Genomic DNA, 21,591 nt, shown 5'->3' on the forward strand with positions numbered 1-21,591 from the left:
GCGGGAAGCCTCCTTCATTTCGCTGCCTGAGCCGCGGCGACGGGTTCGCTATGCTGGTTAGCCCCCACGCGTTTGCCGCGACGGTTGTCAATACGGTAGACGATCGTCACGGGCTGCTGGCCGGCGGGGGTGACGGTCAGCTCCCTGACCATCTGGCCGGCGTCGGGCGGCAGGGTCCGCGTGGTTTCCCCCTGAGTCAGTATCCGACCATTTTGCCTGACCTGCCAGGTCAGGCGACAATCCTCGCAGGCTGTCCAGGTATCGTTAATCGCCCACAGGCGCACCGTCGCCGGGCTACCCTGACGCCAGCTGGCGGTCACCGGCTCGATGGACGGCAGGATCGGCTGATAGGCGCGCTGCAGGGCATAGTAACCCGCCTTTGGCTGGCGCAGATAATCCACCACCCCCCAGTTGATGGAGGGCCATGTCTCGACAAACATAAACTGGAACAGGGCGGTCACCGGCTGATAACGCTGGCGACGATAGCTCTCCGCCGCCAGGGCCACCAGCCTGGCCTGATACGCCTGGGTGTTTTCAATCATCTCCTGAATATTGTTGCCTCGCGGAATCCCGGCGAATTTAAAGGTCTGGAAAGGCTGAAAATTATGGTACTTCCATCGCACCCAGCCGGGATCGTCGGCGGCGGTGGTTTTCGGCCACAGCAGACGGGCCGGGATAATGGTCTTCAGGGTGGAGAGGCGGGGCAGCGCCTGGGCGCCAAACTCGGTAATAATCCCGGTTTTCGCCGGGGCGAGCAGGTCGCGCAGGGTGCCGAAATACCACCCTGCCCAGTAGTGCTCTTCGACAGCGGAAAAGCGATGCACGATGCGGGAGGTGTCTTCCGCCAGCGCATCGCCCACCCGCTGCGTCAGGGTCTGGTTTAAGGTTTTACGCCAGTCGGGGAAGCGTTTCTCCATCCACGGCGAGTTCCACGGCGGCTCGTTGTGACCGCCCCAGACAATAATCGCCGGCGAATTGCCGAACTGGTCCATCATCGCCCGGGTCTGGCGCACGGCGTTATCGGCGAAGGCGGCGCTGTCATCATAACCCCACTGCAGCGGGACATCCTGCCAAATTATGAGTCCCATCTCATCGGCCACCTCATACAGCGCGCGGCCCGCCACGTGGCCATGAACGCGGATGGCGTTGGCGTTCATCGCCGTGACCAGTCTGAAATCCCGGAGATACTTTTTCCGCGTCATGGTGCTCAGCCACGGCGAGCCAATATAGTTGCTGCCCTTGATGAACAGCCGTCTGTCATTGATGCGCCAGCCCTGATTATCCGCCAGCGCTTCCACCTTACGTAATCCGGTGCGGGTGACGGCGGTATCCATGATCCCCCGCTTATCCACGAGGGTGGCGCGCACGCGGTACAGGTTCGGTTTACCTGTGCCCACCGGCCACCAGAGCTTTGCCGAGGGCATGGGCAGCGAGACGCGCAGAGTGCCTGCGGTATTCTCCAGGGTGACCGCAAAGGCCTGCTGAAAAGGCGGGCCAGAAAAATTGTCCGGGGTGGCCGTCAGGCGCAGCGTGACGGGGCCGGGCGTCACGGCCCGATAGCGGATTTCGGCACGCAGCATGGGCTTCTCCAGCCCCTGTCGCCAGTCCGGGCGCAGGATCACCTCGTCGATAGTGACGCCGCGGCTCAGATGGAGCTTCACCGGCGCCCAGATCCCCCCGGAGTTGGCATCCTGCCCCTGAACCGACCAGGCGCCGCCCGGACGGGTATCGTGCTGATTGAGGATCCCTTTCATCAGCGTCTTGTGCAGCGGCCAGATCTTTTGCGGGTCTTCATAGGGGCTGTCGACCCGCACGGCGAGCTGATTATGGCGGCGAACGGCCCCGGTGATGTCCACCGGGAAGCGCTGAAAATAGCCTTCGTGCCGGGTCAGCGTCTTGCCGTTGAGCGCCACCTCGGCAAAGTAATCGACGCCGTCAAACACCAGCGTAGCCATGGCGTCCGGCGTCAGGCCATGCAGGGTAAATTGATGGCGATACCACAGGGCGCCCTGATGATCGTATCCGGCGCTGTACCAGTTTGCCGGTACCCGCAGCGTGCGCCAGTCGCCGTCCGAAGCCTGCGCGCCGGCGAAGGCGCTGTCGTTGGCGTCATGCACCCGCCATTGTCCGGCCAGTGACCAGGTCACCGGCGCAGAACCGGCGTGCGCCAGCGGCAGGCAAATGACCAGCAGCAGTAGACGTCTAGCGATCACGGGGAACCTCCTGCGTTCTGCGGCGCAGCCACAGGTGGCAGCCCGCGATCGCCTCGGTCAGCGCGTCGCGCAGGTCGCCCGGCACGCTTTGGTCTGGCGAGGCCGCCTGGCTCTCCAGCCGCTGGAGCACACTGGCAAGGCGTTGAAAACCTAGGGTGGCCGCCTCGCCGCGCAGCTTGTGGGCGGCGCGGCGCCATGTCTCCCGGTCATTGGCGTCAATGGCGTGGTTGAGGGCGGCGGCCGCAGCATTAAGTCCTGCAGCGAAGAGTCCCAGCAACTCCTCGACAAGCTCAGGATCGTCGGCGCACTGTTTCAGCAGGCGGGCTTCGTCCGGCAGGCCTTCCTCTTCCTCCGGCGCGCTATCTTCCGCCGCGCCGACGCGGGCGATGGCTTCCCGTAGCGCCTCCTGGCTCACCGGCTTGGCGATATAGCCGTCAAAACCCATCGCCAGACAGCGTTCTCTATCGCCCTGCATAGCGTGGGCGGTCATGGCAATCGTGGGCTGATGTTGTCTGCCCTGCGCCTGGGTCTCTTCCCGCAGCAGGCGGATGGCGGTTTCACCGTCCATCTCCGGCATTTGCAGATCGATCAGCAGAAGATCCCAGCAGGCTGCGCGCCAGCGCTCCAGCGCTTCCCGACCGTTGTTCACCACCTCGCAGCGGTGACCCAACTGCTCCAGCAGCCGTCTGGCGACCTTCTGGTTTACCAGGTTGTCCTCGGCGAGCAGGATATTTAGCCCGGTCTGGTCCCTGACCGGTTGCGCAACGGGGGCAGGCGTTGTCGTCACCACCGGCGTGGGCACCAGAATGCCGGCGATAACCTGATGCAGTTCGCGCTGTGCCACCGGTTTATGCAGATAGTGGGCAATGCCGATGCGCTTAAGCATATTGGCGTCAAAATGACGGCTCATGGAGCTGAGCATAATAATCTGGCTTTGCCTGGCTTCAGGCAAAGCGGAGAGCTCCAGCGCCAGGGATACGCCGTCCATATCCGGCATCTGCGCGTCCAGCAGGATCAGCGGCCATGGCGGGCCTTCGGCGGCCCGGCGTAGCGCCTCGCCAGCGTTGTTCACGCAGGTTGGCATCAGTCCCATCTGGCGAAGCATGGCGTCAAGCAGGCGCAGGTTGGTGCTGTTGTCGTCAACCACCAGCACCCGCTGGTGGTTGAAGCGGCTCAGCGGGGCGCTACCGGAGGCCGCGGCGTTCAGGCCTTCCAGCGGCAGGGTGAAGGCAAATTCGCTGCCTGCCCCAGGCTGGCTCTCCACCGTCAGCTCACCGCCCATCAGGCTGACCAGGCGGGCCGAAATGGTTAACCCCAGTCCGGTGCCGCCGTAGCGACGGGTGGTGGAGCTATCGGCCTGGCTGAAGGCCTCGAAGATCGCCTTTTGCTTCTCCGGGGCAATGCCGATGCCGGTATCGCGAATGCGAAAGCGCCAGCGGTTGTCGTCCTCGGCCGGCGCTATCGCCAGCAGGACCTCCCCCTGATGAGTGAACTTCAGAGCATTACCCAGCAGGTTGGTCAGGATTTGCCGCAGCCGGGGGCCATCGACGATCAGCACCTCAGGCACCGCAGGGGAGATATCCACCAGCAGCTCAATGCCCTTTTCGCTGGCGGCAGGCATATGCGGGCGGATCAGCGACTGAACAAAAGGGCGGATCTCCAGCGGCTCTACGTCCACCTGCATCTTGCCCGACTCAATGCGTGAAAAATCAAGAATGTCATTGATAATGTGCAGCAGCGACTGGGCTGAGCTCATCACCAGCGAAAGGTACTCCCGCTGCTCCGCGGTCAGCGGCGTGTCGAGGCAGAGCTGCGTCATGCCGAGAATGCCGTTCATCGGGGTGCGGATTTCGTGGCTCATATTGGCGAGGAAAGCGCTTTTCGCTTCGTTCGCCTCACGGGCCTCCTTCGCCGCCTCAATGGCCAGCAGCTCTGCGGCTTTGCGCCGGGTAATATCCTGCAAGGTGCCGATCACCCGCTCTGCCTGCTGCTGCATGTTGAGGGTGACGATCTGCCCCGAGAGCAGCATCCAGCGCCAGCCTTGCGTCGGGTGCTGGACGCGAAGCTCACATTCAAAAACCGGCATGTGCTCGTTTTGCGAGGCGATCATCGCCTGCTGCAGAGTGGCGCGATCGTCCTCGTGGACCAGGTTGAGCATAAAGCGCAGCGGAAAGCGCCACTGCGCCCGCGACTGGCCGACCATCGCCAGCAGGGTGTCATTCACCTGCAGGCTGTCGCCGGAGACCTGCCAGTCCCAGATGCCGATCTGGATCGACTCCGCGGTGAATAAAAAGTCATCATGCAGTTGATGACGCGAACGCCGGGCCTCGTCAAGCTCGGTGATGTCGGTATGCAGGCTGACAATCCCGCCATCCGCCAGCCGCTGATGCTGAACGTAAATCCGGCGGTTGCCCGACTGGCGGACCTCGCAGTGGTTCGTCTGGCGGCAGTTGCGGATAATCGCCTCGCGCAGCGTCTGTTGCCGGCCTGGGTCGATGTTATATCCGGCATCGATAAACTTCTCCGCCAGGCTCTCAAGAGAGGCGCCGACGGCGAGCCAGGGCGCGATCGTTGGATAAAACAGCGCCACCTTATCATTCCAGGCCTGCAGTCGTTCGCGCTCATCGTAGATCATCACCGCCGAGGGCAGGAGGTTAAGGTCGTTACGGTTAGCGGCATGCATGATTACTGGCCAACAGTTTGATAGTGGAGCTCCGCCTGGCGGCGCAGATACTCGAGCCCAGGGGCGATGGCCATTGCCCATGCGGTGAGGATCTCCTCATCGCACAGCGGATCGCAGGCGCGGACGGTTTTGAGCATCGCTTCCCGCCAGAGGGCAAAAAACCGCGGCGGTAGACGCAGGCCTTCCTCGCTCTGCGCTCGCGCCAGCCGTTCCAGAAAATCGGGTACAAAGAGGTCGCCGTTGACCGCCAGCATGGCGAAAAAGCTCTTAAAGATCATCTGCTGGCCTTCCTCACCGGAGCGTTGGGAGAAGTGCTGCTCGGTTTCCGGTGACATATGGATAAAGGTGCTGTAGAAGGCCTGGAAGAAGCGCTGTTTGTCGTGCTCTGGTACGACGCGATTCAGGCTGGCTTCAAAGAGATCGCGATAAAACTTCATGGTGCGCTCCTCATGACCCGTTCGCCCGGCAGGCAGCGGCGGGGCGGGTTAAATTCGTCCGTCGCGCGGTGGGCAAAGTAGCTGTTGTCATCCGCGAGGCCGTTTTTGAACAACGGCCCGGCGTTGTGTTTGTAAAACAGCGCCTCCAGCACCATGGCGTTGGTGGAGAGGGTGAGGGTGGCGTTGACGTCGCCGGTGGCCTCGACCCGTCCTTCAAACCAGCCGCGCTGCGGGTCGTTAAGATGGGTAGTGACCGCCATCAGCGCATCGGTATACTCGGTTTCCCACAGCGTCCACAGGACAAAGACCGCTTTGGTGGTCACCTGCGCCAGCCGGGGGTAGTACTTCCCGTCGTCCCCGAGCGTATTCCAGGCGTAGCCATTCCCCCAGACGGTGTCTTCCACGTGCCAGGGCGCCTGGGTAAGCGAAAAATCGGCCCGGGCGGTAAGCACCTTATCCTGCGTCCAGCGCGTTTTCTGGCTGAGCCATATCCCTTCCGCCCGCTCGCGCATGGCTTTTTGCGCCATCTCCGGCACGCCGGGCGGCCGCCAGCCGAACTCCAGTCCAGGCAGCATGGCGGGCAGTGTAGAGAGCACCACGGGTTGCCAGGTGGTTCGCGGGTCGCGGTCGTCAACGGCGAGGCGGCGCTGATAAATAATCACATGGCGCGCCGGGGGGGAGAGGGCCTTGCCGGCCGGAAATCCCCACAGGCGAAACGCGCTGGCGGCGTATTCACTGTCTCCCAGCCGGAGCTCCTCGCGGATCGTCCGCTGACCGTTCTGCAGTGAGGCGGACCACAGCTCCCCGTCTTTATCGATAACCGGACAGAAGTTCCAGCGCAGGACAATTTTATCAATGTATTCACCATACTGCGGCGCGCGTTCGGCGGTGAGCCGCAGGGCGAGCATCAGTCGGGCCATATCTTTTGCTGACCAGCCGCTGGCCGCCGGTTTGCCGCTGAAGTCGACAGGGGTCGCCGTCTGAGTGGAGTATAGCCTGCCCGGCGAACCGCCGTCGGTCAGCGTCAGGCGATTGAGGGTGCCGAGCAGGGGCGTCAGGCGGGCGTCGAATTCCGCTTCCTTTAGCAACCCCAGCTCTCTGGCGGCGAGCAGGGCGATAAGGGTGTCGCCCATCTGCCATAGCGTTGCGCGGGGCTGTTTGTCGCTGCCGTTGACCAGGCCGGTTTGCGGCTGGGTATTGTTCTCGACGTACCGCCAGGCGATCTGCGCCCACGTGCGCTCCTGCGGCGTCAGGCTGCTGATGCGGGCAGTGGTGTGCCAGCCGCCTTTGGTCAGCCAGCGCCACCCCGCGCCTTCGCGATAAAACAGCGCCAGGGCGATAAGAAAAAGGACGACGGCGATGGCCAGCCAGCGGGCTATGGTTTTAAGCATTGCGCGGTCACCGGCGGAAGTTTAATGGGCTCGTCAGCCTTGCAGGCGGCACACTGGCAGGCCTGGCAGGCGGGTTTGGTGCGCTGCGTGGTCCCGGTCTGCTCGCACCATGTTTTGACGGCGGGGGTGTTGCTCAGGAACGGGCGATTGCGCGGGCCGTTATTGGGTTCAAAGAGATCCACCAGCTTCTTGTCCCACAGCGACGGGGCGAAATCGCGGTTTTTCGGATTGTCGCTGGAAAACTGCAGCAGTTTTCCCTCCTTTTTAAATAGCAGTGCTTCCAGCATGATGCCGTTGTTGTTGGCGGTAAACTCATTGATTGGCCCGTCGCCGTTCTCATACAACCCCTCGTAATAGCCTTTTCCCGCTTCGTTCGCGTTTTCTATGGCGTCCAGCAGACGATCGGTATAGGGCGAGTTCCACAGCACCCACATCCCCATCGCCGCTTTGAGCGACACGGCGGCGCTATTCGGTACGAACTGGCCCTTGTCGGTTATGGTGTTCCAGTTAAAGCCGTCGCTGAACACGGTGTCATAGACAAAGTACGGGGATTTATCGAGCTGATGCTCGGAGCGGGCGGTGAGGAGCCCGGTGATGGCGTAGCGATTCTCCTGGGCCTGGTAGACCCGGTCAGCGAAGTTTTTCATCCAGGGATGGGAGTACTCGCGCGGGCTGTTGTTCCGGTCACCAGGGTTATCAAAGCCAAACTCCATGCCATACAGCACGTAGGATTCACTGACCACATAGTTATGCTGGCTGGTTTGCCGTGGGTCGCGCGAATCATAGGGGACCAGCACGCAGTAAATCTCCGCCAGCTCGTAGGGCTGCGGCCGGCTGGCCTGACAGGTGTTAAATCCCCACAGCTGAAAGCCCGCCGCGCCGTACTCCTCGTATCCCAGACGGCCTTCCTGAACGTATTTGGGCTGGCCGTTTTCCAGATACGCCCCGTACAGCGTGCCGCAGGGATCGACCACATGGCTAAAATCCCACCCCAGCACCACATTATCGATGCTGTTGCTGTATTCCGGATAGCGCTCCTTGATCACCTTCAGCCAGATCAGCATTCTGCCGATATCCAGCGCCGAAAAGCCGATTTCACCCGGCTTGTTCTGGTAGTTAACCTTTTGTCCGCTTATCGTGTTATAGGCTTTGTTGGGTAGTTCGTTACGGAATAAATCGAGCTTATTCAACGTGGCGAGAAACTTCAGCATCCGACGGTCAAACTCCGCCTTATCAATAATCCCCAACTCACGGGCTGCGGTCATCGCGGCCAGATAGGAGGCGCTGTCCCACATGGTGGTGGAGGGGTATTTGTTTACCGCATTCACCAGCCCGGTGGTGGGCTGAAAGTTGGCGACGAAGTATTGCCAGGCGTTTCTGGCGATAGTCATCTCCCTCGGCGTCAGCTCCCCGCTGCGCGGGGCGTATTCCGCAGCCGGCAGACCGGTCGCGGCCTGCGCGCCGGAGAGCGAGAGCCACAGCGCCATGAGTCCGGCCAGCAGGGGAAAACGGGAAAAATAGGTCAGCTTCATGGCGTTGCTCCTGCTGAGGACGAGGATAGAGGGGCAGGGCTCAGGCAGGCCAGACACAGCATCTGCCCCCGGGAAATGTAGGCCAGGCTTTCCAGCACGATCGCGTTGGTATCGCCGTCAATAACGTCGTTGACGCTGCGGTTGAGATTTAACCCTCGCTGCCAGCCCTTGCCCGGGACCTGCAGCGTCTGCACCTGCTGGCGCAGCGCCTCGCTCCAGCTATTACGGAACAGGGCGTACCAGGCAAAGGCGGTGCGGGTGGAGGTGATCGCCGTTTGCTCCGGGGCGGCGCTGCGTGGGGCGAAGGCGCTCTGCGGCTGCCGGTCCGCCAGCGCGCTGGCATAATCCGGCGCGGGCTCGGCGTAGTCAGTGCTGATCGGCGGCTTGCTGACCCTCAGGCTATGACGGCGCTGCTGGATTTGCATGATGCGCCAGGCGATCTCCGCACTCTGCGCGTCAAAGCCCAGCTCAAGTCCGGTGAGCAGGTACGGCAGGCTGATCAGCGAAGGCTGCCGACCCCAGGGCGTGCGCAGCCCCTCATCGGGCACCATGATGCCGTCGATATCGATCATCTGCTGCCCCTGCGGCGGGTTGGTCACCGCCAGCCCCGCCGCGCTGTCGATCAACCGCAGCGTATGGCTGGCGTACAGCCGGTAGCCAAAGCTGTCCCGCGGTTCATCCGCCGCCAGCGCCCAGTGGTGCAGCGGCGCCGCGGCCTGGCTGGCGGGGCTGTTGCTGATGAGCGCGCCGACCCGCCACTGATTAAACAGATCCCGCACCGCGGCGGCGTGCTGAGGATAGCGCCAGAGCAGGGTTTGCAGGGCGGTGAGCAGGCGTCCCATACCGATGGCGGAGGAGTCCGGGTTGCCGAGGATCTGCAGCGTGTCGGCATGGTACTGAGCGGCGGGCAATCCCTGGGCGTTGAGGGGCAGTTGACCGAGGGTAAACAGGGCGGCGGCAATGCGCTCATCACCTTCGGCGGCGGTCACAATATGCAGCTGCTCTGCGGCGACCACGGCGAAAAGATAGCTGCCGACGCTCCACAGGCTGAGCCAGGGTTCGCCATCGTGCGCGTTGGCCAGGCCGTTTGGCTGGGTATTGTTGACATAATACTGCCAGGCCACCCGCGCCCAGATCGCCTCGTCAAAGGTCAGCTCGCGCGGGGGAGGGAGCGGCGGAAAATCCTGGCTCAACGTCATCCCGCCGCTGCTCTCGACGCGCGCGGGCATTTGTTTTTCCACCCACACGACAATCGCAAAACCCAGCAGGAAGCCAATGAGGATAGTGAGATAGCTGCGCGCGGATAGCAGGGCGTCGCGGATCCTCATCGGCTCGCCTCCTGCTCTTCGGGGGGCGTCCACATGGCGGCGAAGATCAGTGGCAGCATGGCGGCAATATTCACCGCGCCCCAGAAAATGTTGATGACGTACCCGGAGGGGTCGTCAACCTGACCGCGCGCCACCTGAATACCGCCCCATATCAGCCCCGTCAGGGTGAGCAAAACGATGGCAATTTGCGGCTTGACGAGATAGAGAAAACGGCCCGTCTGTCGCTCTTTCGGCGTAACGTGAAATTTGATCTGCTCCCCGCGCAAAACGGTGTCCAGCGCCCGCAGATTCATCGAGAAAAAGGAGAGGTAAGAGGCCCGGCCGTCCCAGGCAGAAATGCCCCAGGTGCCGAACATAAAGGCCAGTTCGGAGACAATAAAAAAGGGTAAAAAGTGCAGGTAGAAAGGGGTAGACCACGCCGACACCGGCGGAATGCCGGTGAAGAGATAGATAACAGGCGAGATCAAGAACACGGTGTTCCACACGCAGGCCAGATACGACCAGAAGGTGGTCGCGTACATCAGCGTTTGCGGCAGCGAGAGTTTAAAGCGGCGTCGGTTGAAGATGTTGTCATGGAACAGGATATCCAGCGATCCGGCGGCGTACTTAAAGCGCTGGATCATCCACGTCAGCATATCCTGCGGAGAGAGCATTTTCGACTCGATCCGCGGGTGCATTACCGAGCGCCAGCGGCGGGCAGCGTCGCCGTGCAGCAGGATGGAGGTATAAATATCTTCCGAGACGTGGAACTTATAGGGCGTCAGTTCAGTATCAAAGGCAACGTGGGGGCGCATGGCGTCCTGCAACGCTTCCCGCGTTGCCGGGTCGCGAATATCCCGCGTATGACGCGCGATTTCGGCGTCAACGCTCCAGACGTAGCTGCGCAGCGCCGCCTGCATCACCGCTTCCCGTCGGTGAACGGAGGCGGCGCCACAGCAGAACGCGGCGTTAGCCCAGTTGCGGCGCCGTAAAATCACGTCGTAAAACATGCGCGGATCGTTGAAAAAAGGATCGCGACCAATGGTCACCGGACCGACGATTTTCTGCGCCAGCCAGCCCACGCCATAGCCTGCGCCGCCTGCTTTACGCCGCAGCCAGCGCGCCAGATCCTCCCCCTCCGGGAGATCGAAAAACCATTGTGGGGTCTGCACCCAGGCGACGTCCGGATCGCGAAAATAGCCGAGCGTGTGGCTCAGCAGGGTCGGGAAAACGCGGGTATCGGCATCACAGATGATCAGAAAGTCGCCATCGGTATGTTCCAGCCCGTTGCGCAGGTTACCGGCCTTATAGCCGATATTGCTCTGACGGGTGATATAGTTCGCCCCCTCCTGCTCGCAGACCGCCTTCATCTCCGGGCGACGCCCGTCGTCAAGGACATGCACCTTATAATCGAGCGGACCAGGATAGGTCATCCGCATGGCGTCACGAATCGATAGCCTGACCAGCTCCACGTCTTCGGAGTAGGTGGCGATAAACAGATCGACTTTAATCGGCCTCGACTCCACCGCTTCATCCGCGCGCAGACAGTCGTTGATCTCCGTCGGGGGGACCCCTGGCGGAGGATCTTTCTCCTGCCATAAATTAATGGTGAACAGAACTGTGCCAATCCACGCCAGGGTTTCCGCCAGCACCAGAGGAATCGCATACCACAGGGCGTCCGTGTTTAAGGAGGCGGTCCAGCGCCAGTAAATATAATTAGCGCCAAGAACCAGGGCGGCCACAGCTAATACCTGCCAAATCATTCTCACCCAGCGCGGGGTGCTGAGCGGTTCAGGCGGTCGGCGATGTTCAAAACGGGAAAAATAAAAATCCATAGCAAGGATATCCTGATTCCGCGCTGGGTTTGAATGACAGGTCTGTTATCGATTGGGGGCGTTCTGCAGAACGCACAGGGGCTTATAAATAACAGTAAAGTGAGTGTAGATGGTGGCACAAAAATTTCAACAGCGCGAACTGATAGTCACCGGGATGACTTAACATAGTGTGATGCACGCCGGCGGAATTTATAAAACGAGCATTGCAAGATAGCCCATTCTACACTATCTAAATAATTTGTAATAAATGTTGCAGGGTAGACGGCAGGATCCCTAATGAGCCAGGTTGCTTCAGCGATTTCGCAAAAAGAAACTCATAAATCAATGCCCTGGCGTTACTCTCTGACCGGGGAACGCGACCTGCGTATCGACTTTATGCGCGGTATTGCTCTCGTGATGATGGTGGTGGCGCATACCGAAGTGATGTCGATATTTAATATTTTCAGCTGGGAACGATTTGGTTTGACCACCGGTGCCGAGGGCTTTGTGATCCTGTCCGGCTTCATGTTAGGGATGCTAAATCGTGTCAGATTACAAAAGGCAGTATTACTGACGGTGAGCTGGGGGCTTTATCTTCGCGCATGGAAAATATATCAGGTTAATATTATTATTATTGTCTCTTTTCTTTTGCTGAGATATTTGCCTTATATTAATGTCTATGAAGTCACTCATTTTACCGACCGCTTTTCCGGGACCAGTTGGTCGCTCTATCCGCTAACCCCGCAAATAAAAGAGACGTGGTTTAACATTATCCTCTATCTGCAGATTGGCCCGCATCAGACGCAGATCCTCGGACTCTATATTTTTTTGTTATTGCTCAGCCCGCTGTTTCTGGGAATGCTGCAAAAGGGTCACGTCTACCCCTTACTGGGCGCCTCGCTGCTGATATACGGCTGCTGGCAACGCTGGCCGATACGGGTCACGCCCTGCGAATTTGAATTCGCCTTTCCCTTGCTGGCCTGGCAATTTATCTTTGTGCTGGGCATGTGCTGCGGCTGGTACAAAGCGGAACTGATCTCTTTCGCCCGCACGCCGCCCGGCAAAGTCGCCTTGGCGGCGCTGGTGTTCATCGCGCTTATCCTTGCGTTTGTCGCCCAGAATCATACCAATCCTTTTATGCCGCCCGCGCTGCTGATGCACGTAATCCCGCCGGCGGATTTTAACGCCTTTTACCATACCTGGGCGGCGAAAAACGGCCTCGGTCCGGTACGGATCCTCAATGATATCAGTCTGATGGTCACCATTTATCTGCTATTGACCTGGTGCTGGCGCCCCCTTAACCGGCTGGCAGGCTGGTTCCTGATCCCGCTCGGGCAGCGTTCGCTCTACACCTTTATTTTGCATGTTTACATCGTGCTCGCCGTAAGCCAGCTGGTCACCTTCGATCTGTGGCGCCAGGCGTGGATAGTGAACACCTTGATCCATGCCGCTGCGCTGGGCGTTCTGTGGCTGATGGCCAAATACCGCGTCGCCGCACGCTGGATACCTAACTAAGGAAGGGCAAATGCGGGAGAAATATATGCTGGCCTGCGCGCTATGGTGCGCCATCGCAGGTGCGGAAGGCGCAGAGAAGAACGACGCACAACCGCTGCGTGATAAAAATGGTGAACCGGTGCAGGCCGGCGTGTTTACCAGCCGCTGGGGACGGCTTTTTTCCGGGAATGACAAGGTGTTTTCGGGAGCGCTGAGCTTTAGTTCGGGTTTAAAAGAGCAGTGGATGACCGTCCCCAACAGCTCAGACAGCGCAGAACAGAAGAAAAAATATAATCAGACGCTGAATCTTAGCCTGCAATACTCGCCCTACAGCTTCTGGTTCGCCAACGTGACATCCCGTTTACCGGTGACTGACACCAGCCGCTATACCGCCGATTTTCGCTATAGTTTTGGCTACGACGACTGGCATGCCAACACCGTCAGCCTGGTTTACAGTAACTATGGCGATAACCACTTCTGGACCTCGGGCAGCAAGCGTCACACCTATTTTGAGCAGGGGGCGATTACCCTGGCGTATAAGTTTTCGCTGCCGAAGCCCATGGAGCATGCGCTGTTGATTAACAAAGGCGATGCCATTATCTGCCAGGTAGGCTACAGCTGGGTGCCGCGCTATTACGATCTGGAGAGCGATGACATCCGTAAAAACAAAAACGTCCTGCTCGGGGGGTGCGGATATACCTTTAAGCAGCATTTTTTTGTGCGCGCCACCGCGTTCTGGTATCCGGACAGTAGTCAGCAGCAGCCGTGGAATGGCGACTACAGTTACAGTTTCGGCTACGCGGGCTATACGCCGGGATCGTTCTCTGTGCAGTATGCCAACTATGCCGGTACCCGCTACCCGGGGCATGACAGCGGCAGCGGCAAGTTTCGTGAAGGCACGATCAGCCTTATCTGGTTCTTGCCGATTTAGGAGGCGCGATGTCGGCACAGCACGTCCTGATTGTTGAAGATTCGCTGGTTTATCGTCGGCTGCTAAGCCGGATGTTGACGCAGTGGGGCTATATCGTCAGTGAGGCGGAAAACGGCGTCGCCGCGCTGGCGATCCTCGAAAACCAGCCTGTCAGCCTGGTGATAAGCGACTGGGAAATGCCGGAGATGAATGGCCTGACGCTGTGCCGGGAAGTGCGCCGCCGCCAGTTTGGTCACTACGTTTATCTGATATTGCTCACCGCCCGCGAAGATCCTGGCGATCTAACGCAGGGGTTTGAGGCCGGGGCCGATGATTTTCTCAGCAAACCGGTAGAGCAGAGCGAGCTGCGGGCGCGGCTGCACGCCGGGGCGCGGATCCTCTCCCTCGAGGCTGACCTCGCCGCGCGCAATGCGCGGCTGAGCGAAGCGCTGCGACAGATTGAACAGGATCTGGAGCTGGCGGCGCGCATTCAACAGTCGGTTCTCCCGGCTCATGAGCTGCGCTATCAGGGATTTTTCTCCGACTGGATTTTCCTGCCCTCGGCCTGGGTGTCGGGGGATATTTTTAACGTCTTCCCGCTGGGCGATCGTCTCGGATTTTACTGCGTGGATGTCTCCGGACACGGCGTGGGGGCGGCGATGATGTCGCTCGCCGTCGCCCGCCAGTTTCTGCATGGCAGGGCCGTTGAGCGCTTTCTTTTTACGGCAGACAACCAGCCGGCGTCGCCGGCCGAGGTGGTGGCGATCCTCAATGGTCGTTTTTGCAGTGACGAAACAGAGATCGTCAGCTATTTCACGTTGATCTATGGCGTGATCGACCTGCAGACCGGTGCGGGCAAACTCTGTCAGGCCGGGCATCCCACGCCTTTTATCGTTAGCCCGGACGCTACCGTCCGCCCGGTCGGCAGCGGCGGGGCGCCGGTGGGGTTGATAGACCATCTCTCGTGGGCAGATGTCAGTTTTTCGCTGGCGCCGGGAGAGCGGCTGTGCCTGTTCAGCGACGGTATCACCGAATGTGAAAACCGGAGCGGTGAACAGTTTGGCGAGGCGCGCTTGCAAGCGTGGCTGCAGGACAGCGTGACGCAGCCGCTGCCCGCGCTGCTGCCGCGTTTTGCCCGGCACCTGATCCGCTGGCGCAGTGGCGACGCGCAGGAGACCCAGGCGATGGCCGATGATGTTTCACTCTTGATTATTGAACGTACAGGGGACAGTGATGAAAATTGAAACTGAACGGCAGGCCTCGGTGACGATCCTGACGCCGGCGGTGCGTCGGCTGGATGCTTCCGTCGCGGTAGCCTTTAAGGCGGCAATCGCCCAGGAGATAGGCGAAGATAGCACCGATCTGATTGTTGATTTCAGTAAAATCGATTTTATCGACAGCAGCGGTTTGGGAACGCTGGTTTCCCTGATGAAAATGATGAACGGTAAAGGAGAAATGACACTGTGCGCGCTGAACCCCGGCATCCGCAATATGTTTACCCTGACCAGGATGGATCGTATTTTTCGTATTTGCGAGGATCGCACTTCAGCCCTTGCGCAGTTCAATCCGTGACGCGCCCGTGAATAACGTCATGAATTTTCCTGCCCAACTCAGCTCGCTATCACCGCTGGCGGCGTGGCTGGCTCAACAAATGGCGCCGCTGCCCGTCGGGGAGGAGTGGCGCTTCGCGCTCGATCTTGCCGTCTGTGAGACGGCCACCAATATCATTCGCTATGCGTTGCATGAGGATCGGCAACGTGTTTTTCGTGTCGAATTTATCGCAACGGAAGACCGGGTGACGCTGCGCTTTATTGATGCGGGAGAGGTCTTTCCGGCCGAGCGCCTGGCGCTGGCGCGTGGCGATGAGCGCTTCGATGTCGATCCGTTAGCGGAAAGCGGCAGAGGTTTGCGGCTTATTCTGCGCACGGTGGACTATTTTAATGTGGAAACCCGCGCCGGGGAGAATGTGACGACCCTGATAAAAGCGTTGCCGGATGCCGCTCTTCGCCATTCCACCGACGATCGCGTCAGGTGAAGGAACAGAGCTTGCCCCCAGGTGAATCCCCGGGGGAATTTTCCCGCCCGCGTTCACCGGCTTCATCCGTCTTATGGCTGGGCCTGAGCGGTGGACAGCGCGCCCAGGTGATAAGGGCGAAGAGTATCTAACGTCATCATGGCCGATTTGCAGAAAATGCATTTCGCACCAAAGGGATTTTTTTCCGTCACGTCAAACTGGGACGTTCTGTACTGGGAGCCATGGCAGCATGGGCATCTAAAATGGATATGTTCAATCATAATGTAAACCTTGTATGGGTAATGTTCTGTTGAAAAGACAATGGTCGTTTTCAGGGAAATTAACGCGGCTGATTTTTGTTAGGAGTAAGCCGGGTATTGGGTCAGTCGGAGGGCTTGTTTAACGAGCCAACAGGGGGCTGACAGGGCCTGTTTACAGAAAAAGCAAAATACTAACGGGACTGCTCAAAGGAAGGTGGTATCAGGGATAACGCCTGGAGATGAGAACACGTACTTAGATAATAACTTTTCGTCTGGTAAATCAACTTAACGATTAACGCACGAGCCGCAAATAATAGCAAACATTATTTTAGCCTTCCGGATGCCTGCTGCGCCAGGAGCGCCTTCATCAGCGCCGTCACCCAGTCGATAAATACCTGTACCCGGGCAGAGAGCTGCCGGCTGCTGGGGTAGAGCAGGGAGAGCGGCAGCGGCGCAGGGCGAAAATCAGCCAGCACCTCCGTTAACACACCGGATGCCAGATCGAGCGGGTTAAAGCTCAGGGCTCGCGGGCGATCGCGCTGCCCTTCAGCGCCGGCGAAACCGACACCTTTGACGGGTTTGTCAGCGCCTTTCAGGAGGCGCTGGCGGCGCTGGGGGCCGATCGGTTTCATTACCTGGTTAATAATGCCGGCAATGCCAGCGGCATGGGGTTTCTGAATGCTACCGAAGCGGAGTTCGATGCGCTTTATCGCATCCATGTGAAGGGGGTTTTTTTCCTCAGCCAAAAATTATTGCCGCTGCTGGCGGATGGCGGGCGAATTGTGAATATCTCGTCCGGACTGACCCGTATCGTGATGGCGAACCGGGCGCCCTATGCGATCATGAAATCTGCGGTGGAAACCCTGACCCGTTATATGGCGTTTGAGCTGGGCGGCCGCGGGATCACGGTAAACTGCGTAGCGCCGGGCGCCATCGCCACGGATTTCAGCGGCGGGGTGGTGCGGGATAACCCGCAGGTCGCTCAGGCGGTGGCGAACATGACGGCGCTTGGCCGACCGGGGGTGCCAGAAGATATCGGGCCGATGATCGCCTCGCTGTTATCCGATGATCATCGCTGGGTTAATGCTCAGCGCATTGAAGTTTCCGGGGGAATGCGCATCTGAGTCGAGGAGATAACCCGGCCAGCGTATCGCTGAGCTGGTCAGGTTTGACTGTAGCGGAAACGGCAGCTCGAAAACCGCCGGCCGGTAAGCAAGAGAGCACCAGCGCGGCGATAGTCCATTTGTCTGGTCAGAGAAAATGCGTTACTCCGCCAGCAGGGCGGCGAATTTCGCCAGCCACTGCGGGTGGGCCGGCCAGGCGGGAGCAGTGACCAGATTGCCGTCAACATGCGCCTGATCGATACCGATATCGGCATAATGCCCGCCGCTCAGACGCACCTCCGGGGCGCAGGCCGGATAGGCGCTGCAGGTCCGCCCCTGCAGAATACCGGCGGCGGCCAGCAGCTGTGGCCCGTGGCAGACGGCGGCGATAGGTTTACGCGCGGCGTCGAACGCCTGTACCAGTTTAATCACCTGCTCGTTCAGACGCAGATACTCCGGCGCCCGGCCGCCGGGGATCACTAGCGCGTCGTAATCCTCGGCCTTCACCGCGGCAAAATCGGCGTTCAGGGTGAAGCGGTGCCCCGGCTTTTCGCTGTAGGTTTGGGCTCCGTCAAAATCATGGATCGCCGTCATCACATAGTCGCCGGTGGCTTTATCCGGGCAGACCGCATCGACCTGGTGGCCAATCATCTGCAGAGCCTGAAAAGGGACCATCGTTTCGTAATCTTCGGCGTAATCGCCGACCAGCATCAGGATCTTCTTGCTCATTATTTTTACTCGTTGTGGGAGAAAGGTGTCATAGATATAGCCTGGCGATCCGCAGAATGCGACCTCCTCAGGATGCTGAAGACGGTGGCGTGCGCATCTTGTAACCGGGTTCATGTTTTTTTGGTAACGGCAACTTTTTCGCCAATGCTAATGTCTGTTACCACAGAAAAGCGTCCTGTTCAGGGGCACACCGCGCTGCAGTAAAAACGGCGAGCGCCGCGGCAATATCGTGCCGCAGCAGCTGTGGGATGGCATGGAAAAGGGGTTTTAATTCTGAGCCTTGAGGCACCCGGCGGCGCGGTGGCGCGAGAGGTTTGTTATCTAAGTCTGGCGCCGGGGACGGATCCGCAAAGCGCACCAGTCCCCTGAGGCGAGACTGATCCTCACCGAAGATCGTATTTTTATGGCGATCGACAGCCTGGCCTGATGAATCCAGTGGCCATGACGTCAGGACAGCGGCGTGGCAAAGCGCGCGCCGCCGCCGAGGATCATCAGGCGCCAAACGCTCCGTCGATGGTGTGCATGGCGCCTGTGACAAACGACGCCTCCGGACCGGCCAGCCAGGCTACCATGCCCGCCACCTCTTCCGGTCGGCCATGGCGCTTAATGGCCATAAAGCTGTGCATCAGCTCTTTCATCGGGCCGTTCTCCGGGTTGGCATCGGTATCAATTGGGCCGGGCTGGACGACGTTGACCGTGATGCCGCGCGGGCCAAAATCCCGTGCCAGACCGCGCGCCAGCCCCTGCAGGGCTGACTTGCTGAGCGCATAGGCCGCCATTCCCGGCACCGGCATGCGATCGCCATTGACCGAACCGATGACAATAATGCGCCCGCCTTCCGGCATCCGGCGCGCTGCTTCCACGGAGGCATGGTAGGGGGCATGAATATTGATGCGGAACAGGCGATCGATGGCATCGCTGTCCTGCTCCAGGGCATCGCCAAAAATGGCGATCCCGGCATTGACCACTAACACGTCCAGCGGGCCGCTGTCTCGGACCAGGCTTATCACCGCATCGCGATCGGCGCTGTCCGCCTGCACCGCCGTGCTGCCGGTCTCCGCCGCCAGCCGCTCGGCCGCCTCCGGCGAACCGGAATAGCTGAACCTGACCGACGCGCCGTCGGCGACAAAGCGCCTGACGATCGCCGCGCCAATTCCCCGACTTCCACCTAAAACCAGCACTGATTTGTTGTGAAACGCTGTCATATCCCGCACCTCATGATATTGTAGTGATGATTACAATATGCTGCGGCAAAACAGGCTGTCAAGGATTAATATAGTGACCACTACAAAACAAGGGCGTACCCCGGGGCGCCCCCGTCAGTTCAATGCGGAACAGGCTATTGAAACGGCTCAGCGCCTCTTTCACGCGCGAGGCTACGACGCGGTGAGCGTGGCCGATCTGACCCAGGCTTTCGGCATCAACCCCCCAAGCTTTTATGCCGCTTTCGGCAGCAAGCTCGGCCTGTATACCCGCGTCCTGCAGCGCTACAGCCAGACCGGGGCCATCCCCATAGAGACGCTGTTGCAGGACGACCAACCGGTGGCGGCGTCGCTCATCGCCGTGCTGCAGGAGGCGGCTCGACGCTATGTAGCCGATCCGGCCGCCGCCGGCTGCCTGGTGCTGGAGGGGGGACATTGTCAGGATGCCGACGCTCGGGTGGCGGCAGGCGAATGGCATGCTGCGGCGAGGGCCAAAATCCAGCAGTATATCGCCCGCCATCACCCGAAGGATGCGCTGCGGGTGACTGACTATATGGATACGCTGATGCTTGGTCTGTCGGCGAAAGCGCGGGAGGGGGATAGCCTCCCGCGTCTTCTGGAGACCGTGCGGCTGGCAGGCGTGGCGCTGGAGCGTATCCTGCCGGCCTGAGTGGTCAGATAGTCTGTCCTCCCGAGACTTCGATCCGCTGGGCGGTTACCCAGCGGTTATCGTCACGCAGCAGGCTGGCGATCATCGGCCCAATATCCTCGGGAACGCCCACCCGTCCCAGCGCCGTCATCGCGGCAAACTGCGCGTTAACACTCGCGTCGTCCCGCACCATCCCGCCGCCAAAATCAGTGGCGATAGCCCCGGGGGCGATGGTATTGACGGTGATGCCGCGCCCGCCCAGCTCGCGGGCCATGTACACGCTCAGCATCTCCACGGCCGCTTTGGCCGCAGCGTAGGCGGAGAAGCCAGGATATGAGACGCGGGTCAGTCCGGAGGAGAAGTTAACGATCCGTCCACCGTCAGCCAGCAGCGGCAGCAGGGTTTGAACGAGGAAAAACACCCCCTTGACGTGGACGTTAAACAGCCCGTCGAACTGGGCCTCGCGCGTTTCGGCCAGCGGGGAAAATTCGCCGTGTCCCGCGTTATTGATCAGATGATCGAAGGTGTCCCGTCCCCAGACGCTGGCCAGCGCAGCGCTCAGGCTGTCGGCGAAGGCCGGAAAGCGGCTGGTCTGCGCCATATCCAGCGGCAGGGCGATGGCCTTGCGGCCGAGAGCGTGAATGTCGGCCACCACCGCTTCCGCCTGTTCAATATTGCCGCGGTAGGTGACGATGACGTCCCCGCCCTGGCGGGCGATACCCAGTGCGGTCTGACGGCCAAGGCCGCGGTTGGCGCCGGTGATAAGTGCAATCTTAGTCATGTTCGATCCTCTCTGGTATGTGGAGTCCTTACAATAGGGGGGGCCTACCAGACCGGGTTGCCCAATCCTTGTTATTTTTTGCCCATTCCTCTCCATACACTCCCCTCTGGCGGGAAATAGCGCATACTCAGGCTTTAAAACTTGCCTGAAAGGATCTTATGCGCGACGAACTCTTCGCTCTCTGCCGCCGGTATGCCGATGCTCATGTCGATAGCAGCGGGGTGGCGGTCACCCCGGTTCCCGGCCTCACCCTGGTGCGGGCCCTGCACCCCGGCGATCTGCAGGCGGCCATCGCCAGGCCACTGGTGGCCATGCTGCTGCAGGGGCGCAAAAGCGTGACCACCGGCCTGGCAAGCTTTGACTACGGTCCGGGGGAGGCGATGGTGATCGCCGCCGATGTTCCCACCACCAGCCAGATCACCGAGGCCAGTCAGCGCTTTCCCTATTACGCGCTGGTGCTGGAGCTGGACCTGGCTATCCTGCGCGAGCTGCAGGAGGCCGGCCCATCTGGTCCGGATGAGGCGCCCCGCGTCGGTATCGAACCGATGAATGCTGACGTGACGGACGCCGCTTATCGGCTGGCAAGGCTGTTTGATCAACCGGGGGCGCTGGCGGTGTTAGGCGAAGGGCTGCGGCGGGAGCTGCATTACTGGCTGTTGCAGAGTGTTCACGGGCCAGCCATCCGGGCGCTGGGCGCTGTAGACAGCCATTCGGCGCGGATCCGCCGGGCGGTGGCGATGCTGCGCCGGGATTTTATGCAGCCAGTCAGCGTCGACGCGCTGGCCGACGCCGCCGGGATGAGCGTCTCTGTCTTTCACCGTCATTTCCGCGCCATGACCACCTTGTCGCCCCTGCAGTTTCAGAAGCAGTTGCGCCTGATCCACGCCCGCCGCCTGATGCTTGCGGAAGGGATGAGCATTGCCCAGGCGGCCGGCGAGGTGGGCTATATCAGCGTGTCCCAGTTCACCCGGGAATATGCTCGCCTGTACGGTGCGCCGCCGGGCCGCGATCGCCGACGGGAAAAAATGAGCGCCTGACCTGGCGCGCGGGATGGCGGCGGCTCCTCCCTGAG

At 60.3% G+C, this 21,591-nt stretch carries 18 protein-coding genes and 2 pseudogenes; 8 read left to right on the forward strand and 12 right to left on the reverse strand.

Features of this window, described 5'->3' with window-relative positions:
* Nucleotides 1-14: 14 nt before the first annotated feature.
* The 7 genes from ACQUTP_RS00145 to ACQUTP_RS00175 are packed head-to-tail and all read right to left on the reverse strand — an operon-like array spanning nucleotide 15 to nucleotide 11,398.
* Nucleotides 15-2,213 carry a glycoside hydrolase family 2 protein gene (locus ACQUTP_RS00145; protein WP_017898780.1) on the reverse strand — a complete coding sequence of 733 codons (2,199 nt, stop codon included), beginning with the start codon at nucleotides 2,211-2,213 and terminating at the stop codon, nucleotides 15-17.
* Nucleotides 2,203-4,896, reverse strand: coding sequence for a hybrid sensor histidine kinase/response regulator (locus tag ACQUTP_RS00150; protein ID WP_080846605.1), 2,694 nt, complete (start codon nucleotides 4,894-4,896; stop codon nucleotides 2,203-2,205). The genes ACQUTP_RS00145 and ACQUTP_RS00150 overlap by 11 nt, the downstream gene beginning before the upstream one ends.
* A 2-nt stretch (nucleotides 4,897-4,898) precedes the next feature.
* Entirely contained in the window at nucleotides 4,899-5,333 is a 435-nt protein-coding gene (locus tag ACQUTP_RS00155; RefSeq protein WP_004179506.1) for a globin, read from the reverse strand.
* Complete coding sequence (locus tag ACQUTP_RS00160; RefSeq protein ID WP_155009197.1) at nucleotides 5,330-6,724, reverse strand: DUF3131 domain-containing protein; 1,395 nt, start codon at nucleotides 6,722-6,724, stop codon at nucleotides 5,330-5,332. The genes ACQUTP_RS00155 and ACQUTP_RS00160 overlap by 4 nt, the downstream gene beginning before the upstream one ends.
* Nucleotides 6,709-8,256: a DUF3131 domain-containing protein gene (locus ACQUTP_RS00165; protein WP_153245206.1), complete on the reverse strand. Its 1,548-nt coding sequence runs from the start codon at nucleotides 8,254-8,256 to the stop codon at nucleotides 6,709-6,711. The genes ACQUTP_RS00160 and ACQUTP_RS00165 overlap by 16 nt, the downstream gene beginning before the upstream one ends.
* Nucleotides 8,253-9,584 carry a DUF3131 domain-containing protein gene (locus ACQUTP_RS00170; RefSeq protein ID WP_080846607.1) on the reverse strand — a complete coding sequence of 444 codons (1,332 nt, stop codon included), beginning with the start codon at nucleotides 9,582-9,584 and terminating at the stop codon, nucleotides 8,253-8,255. Before ACQUTP_RS00170 ends, ACQUTP_RS00165 begins: the two co-directional genes overlap by 4 nt.
* On the reverse strand, nucleotides 9,581-11,398 hold the full coding sequence (locus tag ACQUTP_RS00175) for a glycosyltransferase family 2 protein (RefSeq protein WP_023318062.1): 1,818 nt from the start codon (nucleotides 11,396-11,398) through the stop codon (nucleotides 9,581-9,583). Before ACQUTP_RS00175 ends, ACQUTP_RS00170 begins: the two co-directional genes overlap by 4 nt.
* 276 nt (nucleotides 11,399-11,674) lie before the next feature.
* On the opposite strand from ACQUTP_RS00175, the gene opgC reads away from it, so the two are divergent.
* From opgC to ACQUTP_RS00200, 5 genes are read left to right on the forward strand one after another with little or no spacing between them, the layout of a single operon-like run.
* Nucleotides 11,675-12,892 (forward strand): OpgC domain-containing protein, encoded by a 1,218-nt coding sequence (opgC, locus tag ACQUTP_RS00180; protein ID WP_285755254.1) that lies wholly within the window; start codon nucleotides 11,675-11,677, stop codon nucleotides 12,890-12,892.
* 10 nt (nucleotides 12,893-12,902) lie between these two features.
* Nucleotides 12,903-13,802, forward strand: coding sequence for a hypothetical protein (locus tag ACQUTP_RS00185; protein WP_044522506.1), 900 nt, complete (start codon nucleotides 12,903-12,905; stop codon nucleotides 13,800-13,802).
* A gap of 8 nt (nucleotides 13,803-13,810) precedes the next feature.
* Nucleotides 13,811-15,025, forward strand: a complete 1,215-nt coding sequence (locus tag ACQUTP_RS00190; RefSeq protein ID WP_285755253.1) for a PP2C family protein-serine/threonine phosphatase — start codon at nucleotides 13,811-13,813, stop codon at nucleotides 15,023-15,025.
* Nucleotides 15,015-15,353 carry an STAS domain-containing protein gene (locus ACQUTP_RS00195; protein WP_004183770.1) on the forward strand — a complete coding sequence of 113 codons (339 nt, stop codon included), beginning with the start codon at nucleotides 15,015-15,017 and terminating at the stop codon, nucleotides 15,351-15,353. Before ACQUTP_RS00190 ends, ACQUTP_RS00195 begins: the two co-directional genes overlap by 11 nt.
* 19 nt (nucleotides 15,354-15,372) lie before the next feature.
* Nucleotides 15,373-15,816 carry an ATP-binding protein gene (locus tag ACQUTP_RS00200; RefSeq protein ID WP_135721989.1) on the forward strand — a complete coding sequence of 148 codons (444 nt, stop codon included), beginning with the start codon at nucleotides 15,373-15,375 and terminating at the stop codon, nucleotides 15,814-15,816.
* A gap of 71 nt (nucleotides 15,817-15,887) precedes the next feature.
* Here ACQUTP_RS00200 and ACQUTP_RS00205 read toward each other — a convergent pair whose 3' ends face one another.
* Both ACQUTP_RS00205 and ACQUTP_RS00210 read right to left on the reverse strand, forming a co-directional pair.
* Nucleotides 15,888-16,076: a hypothetical protein gene (locus tag ACQUTP_RS00205; RefSeq protein ID WP_004183775.1), complete on the reverse strand. Its 189-nt coding sequence runs from the start codon at nucleotides 16,074-16,076 to the stop codon at nucleotides 15,888-15,890.
* Between the two features lie 302 nt (nucleotides 16,077-16,378).
* Nucleotides 16,379-16,558: pseudogene (locus ACQUTP_RS00210) on the reverse strand (LysR family transcriptional regulator); the annotation flags it as partial.
* Between ACQUTP_RS00210 and ACQUTP_RS00215 the strand changes: the two are divergent.
* Nucleotides 16,556-17,179 (forward strand): annotated as a pseudogene (locus ACQUTP_RS00215) (SDR family NAD(P)-dependent oxidoreductase); the annotation flags it as partial. The pseudogenes ACQUTP_RS00210 and ACQUTP_RS00215 sit on opposite strands and share 3 nt — an antisense overlap.
* A gap of 141 nt (nucleotides 17,180-17,320) precedes the next feature.
* Here the strand turns inward: ACQUTP_RS00215 and ACQUTP_RS00220 are convergent.
* Nucleotides 17,321-17,887, reverse strand: coding sequence for a DJ-1/PfpI family protein (locus tag ACQUTP_RS00220; RefSeq protein ID WP_032446983.1), 567 nt, complete (start codon nucleotides 17,885-17,887; stop codon nucleotides 17,321-17,323).
* A gap of 491 nt (nucleotides 17,888-18,378) precedes the next feature.
* Entirely contained in the window at nucleotides 18,379-19,092 is a 714-nt protein-coding gene (gene bdcA, locus ACQUTP_RS00225; RefSeq protein ID WP_004203956.1) for an SDR family oxidoreductase, read from the reverse strand.
* Nucleotides 19,093-19,165: 73 nt separating this feature from the next.
* Here bdcA and ACQUTP_RS00230 point away from each other — a divergent pair, with 73 nt between their 5' ends.
* Complete coding sequence (locus ACQUTP_RS00230; RefSeq protein WP_048323940.1) at nucleotides 19,166-19,759, forward strand: TetR/AcrR family transcriptional regulator; 594 nt, start codon at nucleotides 19,166-19,168, stop codon at nucleotides 19,757-19,759.
* A 4-nt stretch (nucleotides 19,760-19,763) separates the two neighbouring features.
* Here the strand turns inward: ACQUTP_RS00230 and ACQUTP_RS00235 are convergent, their stop codons facing one another.
* On the reverse strand, nucleotides 19,764-20,519 hold the full coding sequence (locus ACQUTP_RS00235; protein WP_428902317.1) for an SDR family NAD(P)-dependent oxidoreductase: 756 nt from the start codon (nucleotides 20,517-20,519) through the stop codon (nucleotides 19,764-19,766).
* 158 nt (nucleotides 20,520-20,677) lie between these two features.
* On the opposite strand from ACQUTP_RS00235, the gene ACQUTP_RS00240 reads away from it, so the two are divergent.
* A complete protein-coding gene (locus ACQUTP_RS00240) occupies nucleotides 20,678-21,556 on the forward strand; it encodes an AraC family transcriptional regulator (protein WP_285755247.1) in 879 nt (292 codons plus the stop codon).
* Nucleotides 21,557-21,591: the final 35 nt, after the last annotated feature.

It is taken from the genome of Klebsiella sp. 2-CIP_Kleb. (assembly GCF_050378715.1).
GTDB classification, from domain to species: Bacteria; Pseudomonadota; Gammaproteobacteria; order Enterobacterales; family Enterobacteriaceae; genus Klebsiella; species Klebsiella quasipneumoniae.

Excerpts from the sequence above, each read along its gene's own strand:
- ACQUTP_RS00150 (WP_080846605.1), bottom strand. The coding sequence starts at position 4,896 with ATGCATGCCGCTAACCGTAACGACCTTAACCTCCTGCCCTCGGCGGTG.
- ACQUTP_RS00155 (WP_004179506.1), bottom strand. The coding sequence starts at position 5,333 with ATGAAGTTTTATCGCGATCTCTTTGAAGCCAGCCTGAATCGCGTCGTA.
- ACQUTP_RS00160 (WP_155009197.1), bottom strand. The coding sequence starts at position 6,724 with ATGCTTAAAACCATAGCCCGCTGGCTGGCCATCGCCGTCGTCCTTTTT.
- ACQUTP_RS00165 (WP_153245206.1), bottom strand. The coding sequence starts at position 8,256 with ATGAAGCTGACCTATTTTTCCCGTTTTCCCCTGCTGGCCGGACTCATG.
- ACQUTP_RS00170 (WP_080846607.1), bottom strand. The coding sequence starts at position 9,584 with ATGAGGATCCGCGACGCCCTGCTATCCGCGCGCAGCTATCTCACTATC.
- ACQUTP_RS00175 (WP_023318062.1), bottom strand. The coding sequence starts at position 11,398 with ATGGATTTTTATTTTTCCCGTTTTGAACATCGCCGACCGCCTGAACCG.
- opgC (WP_285755254.1), top strand. The coding sequence starts at position 11,675 with ATGAGCCAGGTTGCTTCAGCGATTTCGCAAAAAGAAACTCATAAATCA.
- ACQUTP_RS00185 (WP_044522506.1), top strand. The coding sequence starts at position 12,903 with ATGCGGGAGAAATATATGCTGGCCTGCGCGCTATGGTGCGCCATCGCA.
- ACQUTP_RS00190 (WP_285755253.1), top strand. The coding sequence starts at position 13,811 with ATGTCGGCACAGCACGTCCTGATTGTTGAAGATTCGCTGGTTTATCGT.
- ACQUTP_RS00195 (WP_004183770.1), top strand. The coding sequence starts at position 15,015 with ATGAAAATTGAAACTGAACGGCAGGCCTCGGTGACGATCCTGACGCCG.
- ACQUTP_RS00200 (WP_135721989.1), top strand. The coding sequence starts at position 15,373 with ATGAATTTTCCTGCCCAACTCAGCTCGCTATCACCGCTGGCGGCGTGG.
- ACQUTP_RS00205 (WP_004183775.1), bottom strand. The coding sequence starts at position 16,076 with ATGATTGAACATATCCATTTTAGATGCCCATGCTGCCATGGCTCCCAG.
- ACQUTP_RS00220 (WP_032446983.1), bottom strand. The coding sequence starts at position 17,887 with ATGAGCAAGAAGATCCTGATGCTGGTCGGCGATTACGCCGAAGATTAC.
- bdcA (WP_004203956.1), bottom strand. The coding sequence starts at position 19,092 with ATGACAGCGTTTCACAACAAATCAGTGCTGGTTTTAGGTGGAAGTCGG.
- ACQUTP_RS00235 (WP_428902317.1), bottom strand. The coding sequence starts at position 20,519 with ATGACTAAGATTGCACTTATCACCGGCGCCAACCGCGGCCTTGGCCGT.
- ACQUTP_RS00240 (WP_285755247.1), top strand. The coding sequence starts at position 20,678 with ATGCGCGACGAACTCTTCGCTCTCTGCCGCCGGTATGCCGATGCTCAT.